The organism is uncultured Lactobacillus sp., from assembly GCF_947367125.1.
In the GTDB taxonomy this organism is placed as follows: domain Bacteria; phylum Bacillota; class Bacilli; order Lactobacillales; family Lactobacillaceae; genus Lactobacillus.
The window spans coordinates 1-7,155 of record NZ_CANBCQ010000059.1 but is presented as its reverse complement, the minus strand read 5'-3'; the positions used below and the strand labels follow the sequence as shown (position 1 = coordinate 7,155).

The 7,155-nt window shown below is 38.0% G+C and carries 6 protein-coding genes and 1 pseudogene; 3 read left to right on the top strand and 4 right to left on the bottom strand.

The genetic code is table 11. The features are described from left to right. Positions 1 to 1,365, top strand: a 1,365-nt coding sequence (locus Q0Y84_RS11830; protein ID WP_297953995.1) for an SLAP domain-containing protein, incomplete at its 5' end; no start/stop codon positions are given. Positions 1,366 to 2,462: 1,097 nt separating this feature from the next. Here Q0Y84_RS11830 and Q0Y84_RS11825 read toward each other — a convergent pair. Further along, the gene (locus Q0Y84_RS11825; RefSeq protein WP_297953993.1) at positions 2,463 to 2,954 is read right to left on the bottom strand and encodes a sigma-70 family RNA polymerase sigma factor; all 492 of its coding nucleotides are present in this window, start codon (positions 2,952 to 2,954) and stop codon (positions 2,463 to 2,465) included. A 212-nt stretch (positions 2,955 to 3,166) separates the two neighbouring features. Then, the gene (locus tag Q0Y84_RS11820) at positions 3,167 to 4,036 is read right to left on the bottom strand and encodes a hypothetical protein (RefSeq protein ID WP_198563653.1); all 870 of its coding nucleotides are present in this window, start codon (positions 4,034 to 4,036) and stop codon (positions 3,167 to 3,169) included. 117 nt (positions 4,037 to 4,153) lie between these two features. On the opposite strand from Q0Y84_RS11820, the pseudogene Q0Y84_RS11815 reads away from it, so the two are divergent. Continuing rightward, positions 4,154 to 4,597, top strand: a pseudogene (locus Q0Y84_RS11815) (hypothetical protein); the annotation flags it as partial. 263 nt (positions 4,598 to 4,860) lie between these two features. Here Q0Y84_RS11815 and Q0Y84_RS11810 read toward each other — a convergent pair. After that, positions 4,861 to 5,028, bottom strand: a complete 168-nt coding sequence (locus tag Q0Y84_RS11810; protein WP_005729191.1) for a hypothetical protein — start codon at positions 5,026 to 5,028, stop codon at positions 4,861 to 4,863. 177 nt (positions 5,029 to 5,205) lie between these two features. On the opposite strand from Q0Y84_RS11810, the gene Q0Y84_RS11805 reads away from it, so the two are divergent. Further along, the gene (locus tag Q0Y84_RS11805) at positions 5,206 to 5,436 is read left to right on the top strand and encodes a hypothetical protein (RefSeq protein ID WP_089142951.1); all 231 of its coding nucleotides are present in this window, start codon (positions 5,206 to 5,208) and stop codon (positions 5,434 to 5,436) included. A 378-nt stretch (positions 5,437 to 5,814) separates the two neighbouring features. Here the strand turns inward: Q0Y84_RS11805 and Q0Y84_RS11800 are convergent. Next, positions 5,815 to 7,155: SLAP domain-containing protein (locus Q0Y84_RS11800; RefSeq protein ID WP_297953978.1), on the bottom strand; the 1,341-nt coding region annotated here is incomplete at its 5' end.

Here is a 7,155-nt window from a genome sequence, read left to right as displayed (position 1 = left end):
AAAGACCACATGAAGAAAAATTTAAGAATTGTTAGCGCTGCTGCTGCTGCTTTATTAGCTGTTGCTCCTGTCGCTGCTTCAGCTGTTTCTGTTAACGCTGCTGACAACACTGTTGCAACCACTACCAACACAGCAAACACTGTAATTAATGCTGGTGGTACCGCAATCAACACTCCAGCTGATGCAAAATACGATGTTGATGTAACACCTAACCTTACTGCTACTGCAGCTTCTACTGTAAATGGACAAACTATTAACGGTAGCATTACTGGTAACATTACTGCTAGTTACAATGGCCAATCATACACTGGTACTTTAGATACTAAGAATGGTAAAGTTTCTGTTACTGATTCAAAGGGTAATGCAGTTACTGACTTTGCAAAACTTACTAATGGTTCATATACTGTTACTGTAAACGGTGTATCATTCAACTTTGGTACTGCTAACGCAAACAAGACTATCACTCTTGGCTCAAAGAACAGCAATGTTAAGTTCTCAACTGATGGTAAGAGCTTTACTAACACTGTAAAGGTTGAACTTAACCAAGATGGTACTTTAAAGGCACCTATTTCAGTTCAAGTTTCAAACGTTAATGCACTTGACCTTTCAAATGCTAACGGTGTTAACTTCTACAACGCTTCAAACGGTTCACAAGTAACTAAGGGTTCAGTTAATGTAACTGCTGGTGTTAACGGTCGTTTGAACGTTTCAACTGTTGCTAGTGAAATCTTAAAGAACTTTGCTGCTTACCAAGTTTCAAATGGTAAGGCTGTATCACAAATGCCAGACCAAAAGGCTGTAGTTGCTGATGTTAATGCTGCTTTAAAGGCTGCTAATATTCCAGTTGACAATGCTGGTTGGTTTGCTGCTCCAACTTCATTCTCAGTTAATGTAAAGGCAACTTCATCAATTAATGGTGTTGACGCTACTTTACCTGTAACCGTTAATGTTGCTAACGGCAAGGACACTACTGTACCAAGCCAAAGCAAGACTATTATGCACAACGCTTACTACTACGACAAGGACGCTAAGCGTGTTGGTACTGACAAGCTTACCCGTTACAACTCAGTAACTGTTGCTATGAACACTACTACTATCAACGGCAAGGCTTACTACGAAGTAGTTGAAAACGGCAAGCTTTCAGGCAAGTACATCAACGCAGACAACATTGATGGTACTAAGCGTACTTTGAAGCACAACGCATACGTTTACAAGACTTCAAAGAAGCGTGCTAACAAGGTTACCTTGAAGAAGGGTACTGAAGTAACTACTTACGGTGGTACTTACACATTCAAGAACGGCAAGCAATACTACAAGATCGGTAACAACACTGAAAAGACTTACGTAAAGGCTTCAAACTTTTAATTAAGTCTAAGTAGTATATAAGGAAAACGAGGCAAATGCCTCGTTTTTTCTTTTGCTCCCGACAAAAATTGAGCAAATTTAGGACTGACTTTCTTCTCGGCTTCCTCCAAAGGGAGGCCAGATCTCTCAAAATATGTATTTAATACTTGATGGTTCATTGCGCTCCCTCATTTCTGTAAAAGCTATTGTTAACTAACTATATCAGGTTATTGCTATTAGGTTTAAGACTAACTTCTTTATAAAAGTACTTTTCTATTATCGACACCTTCATGCAAAAAATATAAAATATTCATTAGGTTCCATTAAAGCGGGTAGCTACCGCTGGAACTTAGTAACTTGGCATATGACTAACCACCCCTCACACAATTCTAAGTTACGGAGGTGAGCACATATGCGAATCGGAGTAGACTGGAGAGTACGCCTGCCTTGCTGATAGTTATTGCTATAGCTTGCAGTATCTTGCTTAATGCTTTAGGCATTTTTGCCATTCGTTTAGCAATTGCTTACGCTATAACAAAAAAAGCTAATCACAAGGATTAGCCAACTCAAAAGTCATTCTAAGTTACGATTGGAGTTAACGACCGGTACTCGTTAGCTCCTTTTCTTTTATAATTATACAAATTAGTTATTATTAATTCAACTTAAAGGACTAGCTTTTTAGCATCTTCCATTTTAGCTTTCTTGGCAGCTTTTTCAGCCGTCTTCTTAGCAACCTCATTCATTTCTTATCCATATCATTGACCCACTTTCTGCTATTTACGTAATGGTCGACATCCTTTTGCAAGCTGGCGATGTAGCCCTTGGAGTTGAAAACCTTAACGTGGGTACCAGTCTTGAATTCTCGGATATCAACTTTTAATCTAAACTTATTTTAGCTCATTTTGGTTCCATTACGGCTGCAATTGCGCTGGCAGTCTATGAGAAGGCTTTTGTAGTGCTTTCAATAATTTAGTGAAAATAAAAACCATTACTCAACCGGAATTCGAGTAATGGTCTTTGTTTGCACTTTTTTGAATATAATGTAGTTTTCTTAATATAACCCACACCTAGTATAACGTAATTTTTTCTGTATAGTCTAGCACCTAGTTCATTGTTTACTATTTTTCCATTACATTACGCAGCTTCTGCAATAACTGCTTCTTCAATCGTTTCAACGTAATGCGTGGTACGCCACATTCTTCGACTAATTGCGTGATCGTCTTCTTCTCAAGCAAATGTTCAAACAGGATTACCTGTTCAAGCTGACTAAGCTTCTTAGCTTCATTCTTTAATGCAACAAGGTTGTTCCAAGCTGCAGCTTCACCAAGATCATAGGCTTTATCGATGGCTGTATTACGTTCGCACACTCGTTGTTCGCGGCGTAGAGTATCAATTATATGCCAGAGAAGCTTCTTGAAACTCAATTTATCAATTTCCGTACGCGTTTTTTGACCATCTAGCTTGCGCAACATCTCGGCATACAAAATTACACCTTCTTGCAACAGATCTTCATAGAGATGATAGTCCGGTCGAACATGTGCCGCCTTTAAAGCACCACCAACTAACTTACGATTTTTCCATGCTTCTTCGAAATATTTTTGACTTGTCATTGTGACACTCTCCTAAATGATGTCACAAGCGCTTGTGCACTATTAGATTAGCAAGATTGAATCCGCAGAAAAACTTAGTGGTGAGATGCTCTAATCCCAAGTGTCGCATGTGTTTGTTAATTTCTACGATAAGCAAAGCCAAGTCAGATAGTACCTGACGAAGAACAGATGATAGTCAAAAAAGTGCAAAAAAATACAGCTCATGAGAGCTGTTAACGATTATATCTGATCTTAATAATCTGCTTAGTAAAAAAGCGGTGTTCACGGTGCAAATAATCTAATGGCTTAAATTCTTTTACAATTGTAAGTAGATGCAAGTTTAAAACATGATTATAGAATTTGTCAGCTAGCTTTTTGAAACTATCAACAGCATACAAGTCCAGTTGCACATAATAGTTGGAATTATGCAGGATTGAGTCAGAATTAATGACTGTTACGCGAAGATTATTTTCTTGCAACATATGCTGATAATATAAGTCAGAATAATAATGATTATGAAACAGATACTGACCAATTATCTTCGTAAGATTGGGCTTAGGAGAATCAAAAGCAAAATTATAAACCAAGCCGTTTTCATCAAGTGCAATACTGTTGAAAATAGCTTGATCATGGCGTTTAACGTGAAAGTCTTTAATCCAGTGCAAGCAAATCCAGTCCGTGAAGAAGTTTCCACTAAATGCATGCATTGAAAAATAAAGCACATTGTACATGACAATCCCTTGATAGATATCAACTCCAGCCTCGCGAGCTAGCATTCTCTGCCAAATCATATCGCAATGTACGGCATGCCGCATCAATCCTTGCATCATGGCATGTGTTGACTTCTGACTAAGCACAATTCCACGATTCAGATCGAAGGCTACTGCCTTATATTTGCCTAAGATAGGATTTTGCTTGAACTCATAGACTGCCAATGTGTTCTTATTGAGTCGATATTTATTGTCATACGTAATGTACTGCGCTAGTTGCGCGTCATTCTCAATTCTCCATTTGGTAAGGTCCTTGGACCAATTACGATATTTTATGTCAGTGGGCAAGCTAATAATCCCCAAGTTACGTTGCTTGTAGGCTGACACATTCATCACACTCCCTATGTTTGAATATATCTATATTATTTTGGATATTGAATAGTATTATACAGGATGAAGCATTGATTGTATAGCTAGAAATTATTATGCTGAAAAGCTTATTTTTTAATTAAACAGAAAGCTGCAATTAAGTCTACGTACCAAACTATTAACGTAGACAATCATGCAGATATATTACAGGATGGCTTGACTAAAATTATAATTAACTCAAACGGAGTTCCTGACGGAACTGAGACTGAAACATTGCTGAATTTAGTCAAACTCATGAAAGATTTGCCAGTACATGGCGATAAACTTTTTGATAGGGCACAAAAACGCATTAAATCAATGAATGCTGATCCAGAATGGAGGGACATGATTATGGACTTTGAAACTAGAATGCTTGAACGCGAGCAAGTTGGTGAAAAGAAAGGCCTTAAAACGGGTGCACTTACCTTAGTCGCTTCTTTGAAAGATGTTGGCTGCACTAGCCCACAAATCCTGCAGCAATTAAAGCAAAAGTATGGCAACGTATTCTCTGATAAGCAGTTAGAAGAATTTCTGAAACAGAGCTAAGTTGTAACAACAATATTTTCCAAGATGTCACATAAGCGGCATCTTTTTTGAGCCAATACATTAATTTAAACGTAAATACTGCAAACAAACCATGAATATAGAAAAATATAGAAAAATATGCTAACATGTTCATATAAAGATGAAACAACTTGCATGTGCGAGAATTAAGACACAAAAAAATCGCTACTCTAATCGGACAAATGAGTAACGATTTTTTGTTTCACCAAATTTTATAGCATTAAAACTAAATGTATTGGCTGAGGCTAGTGACGCTTGTGATGTCTTTTAGAGCCCAATCTATAATTTTTACGCCTTTTGCTATGACCATTGCCTAGCCGCTTGTCAAATAGTCTCTCTAAGACATAAGAAACTACGTTCACTAAAAGTGGCGCTAAGATAGAGCCTAATAAAAAATGAAACAAATCTAGCATGTGTTCACCTCCCAATGCGAGATCTGATATTGGAAGGCACAAACGTCAACGTTTATTATAACAAATGGTTTATAGAGTTGGATTTAAAATTAGCCAGTACATGGTGACAAGCTTTTTGATAAAGCGCAAAAACGCATTGAATCACTGAATGCTGATCCAGAATGGAGGGATACTATTATGGACTTTGAAACTAGAATGCTTGAACGCGAGCAAGTTGGTGAAAAGAAAGGCCGTATAGAAGGCGAAAAGAAAGGCCAGCAGCAAGGTCTTAAAACAGGTGCACTTACCTTAGTCGCTTCTTTGAAAGATGTTGGCTGCACTAGCCAACAAATCCTGCAACAATTAAAGCAAAAGTATGGCAATGTGTTCTCTGATAAGCAGTTAGAAGAATTTCTGAAACAGAGCTAGATCGTAACACTGTAACAACAATATTTTCCAAGATGTCGCATAAGCGGCATCTTTTTTAGAGCAAAAGAAAGACTGTTAGGCTGCACAATATACAGCCTAACAGTCTAGTAATAAGAGGACGGACAGAACCGTATCGCCTATCAAGACTAACGATCAGATATAAAGCCTCTGTCGGGCACCATAGCGCCTCACAACTACAGCGAAAAAACACAGCATTATATCAGCCTGATTTGATTTTTTCTATGAAAAATTATAACAATATTATAACCTAAATTCAATTATTTTTACTTAAACATTAGTCAATGTCATGCTTATTTTTCAGAGCAAAAGAAAAACGAGGCATTTGCCTCGTTTCCCTTATATACTACTTAGACTTAATTAAAAGTTTGAAGCCTTTACGTAAGTCTTTTCAGTGTTATCACCGATCTTGTAGTATTGCTTACCATTCTTGAATGTGTAAGTACCACCGTAAGTAGTTACTTCAGTACCCTTCTTCAAGGTAACCTTGTTAGCACGCTTCTTTGAAGACTTGTAAACGTATGCGTTGTGCTTCAAAGTACGCTTAGTACCATCAATGTTGTCAGCGTTGATGAACTTGCCAGTTGCCTTACCGTTTTCGATTACTTCGTAGTAAGCCTTGCCCTTGATAGTAGTAGTGTTCATAGCAACAGTTACTGAGTTGTAACGGGTAACCTTGTCAGTACCAACACGCTTAGCGTCCTTGTCGTAGTAGTATGCGTTGTGCATAATATTCTTGCTTTGGCTTGGTACAGTAGTGTCCTTGCCGTTTGGTACGTTAACAGTTACATCCATTGAAGTGCTGTAATCGTTGTAAGCTGATTTAGCTGCGAAGTTCAAAGTAAATGATTTGTTAGCGGTAAAGTTGCCCAAATCATCAACAGGCATCCCTTCCTTAGCTAATTGGGTCTTAATGCTATCAGCAGTGGTAGTCAATGCTACAGGTTGTGCACCTTTATCATTGTCACTTAATTGACGTGGTTGGTACTTAGCGTTAAATGCTGCCATAATAGCATTAACGTTCATAACATAGTTTGAGTTAGCGTTAATAGTTAAGTCACCTGACTTTACGATGTTACCACTAGCGTTGTCGTAGAAGTTAACTGAACGTACGTTAGTAGTACTGTAAACAGGAACGTCTGAAATAGTTGCGCTTGAGAACTTAACAGTACCGTTCTTGTCAAGCTTTACATTGACCTTACCAGAAACGTTGCTAGTAGATTGACCAGTAGCTGCGTAGCCATCAGCAATAGTTGCCTTAACGTTTGATGGAAGTAAGATGCTAATAGTCTTGCCAGCATTAGCTGAACTGAAGTTGAAGCCAAAGCCATCAGTTAATTCAACAGTATACTTACCTGGTTGAATATCTTCTTTCGTAAGCTTAGTAGCAGGTTGACCAGTAGCAGTTAATGTACCTGAAATAACTCTAATATTACCTGGGTTTTCTACATTAGCAGTATATGATTGGCCATTGTAAGTACCAGTAATAGTACCTGAAATATTACCATTTACATGAGTTGAAGCAGCAACACCTTGAAGGCTAGCTGAAACCTTAACATCAGCATTTTCTGCAACATTGCCAGCCCATTCAATAGTAGTAGCAGCGTTAACAGAAACAGCTGAGGCAGCGACAGGAGCAACAGCTAATAAAGCAGCAGCAGCAGCGCTAACAATTCTTAAATTTTTCTTCATGTGGTCTTT

What these genes read in the sequence shown, in the direction of transcription:
- Q0Y84_RS11825 (WP_297953993.1), bottom strand. Translation starts at nt 2,954, where the DNA reads ATGACAAGTCAAAAATATTTCGAAGAAGCATGGAAAAATCGTAAGTTA.
- Q0Y84_RS11820 (WP_198563653.1), bottom strand. Translation starts at nt 4,036, where the DNA reads ATGAATGTGTCAGCCTACAAGCAACGTAACTTGGGGATTATTAGCTTG.
- Q0Y84_RS11810 (WP_005729191.1), bottom strand. Translation starts at nt 5,028, where the DNA reads ATGCTAGATTTGTTTCATTTTTTATTAGGCTCTATCTTAGCGCCACTT.
- Q0Y84_RS11805 (WP_089142951.1), top strand. Translation starts at nt 5,206, where the DNA reads ATGGACTTTGAAACTAGAATGCTTGAACGCGAGCAAGTTGGTGAAAAG.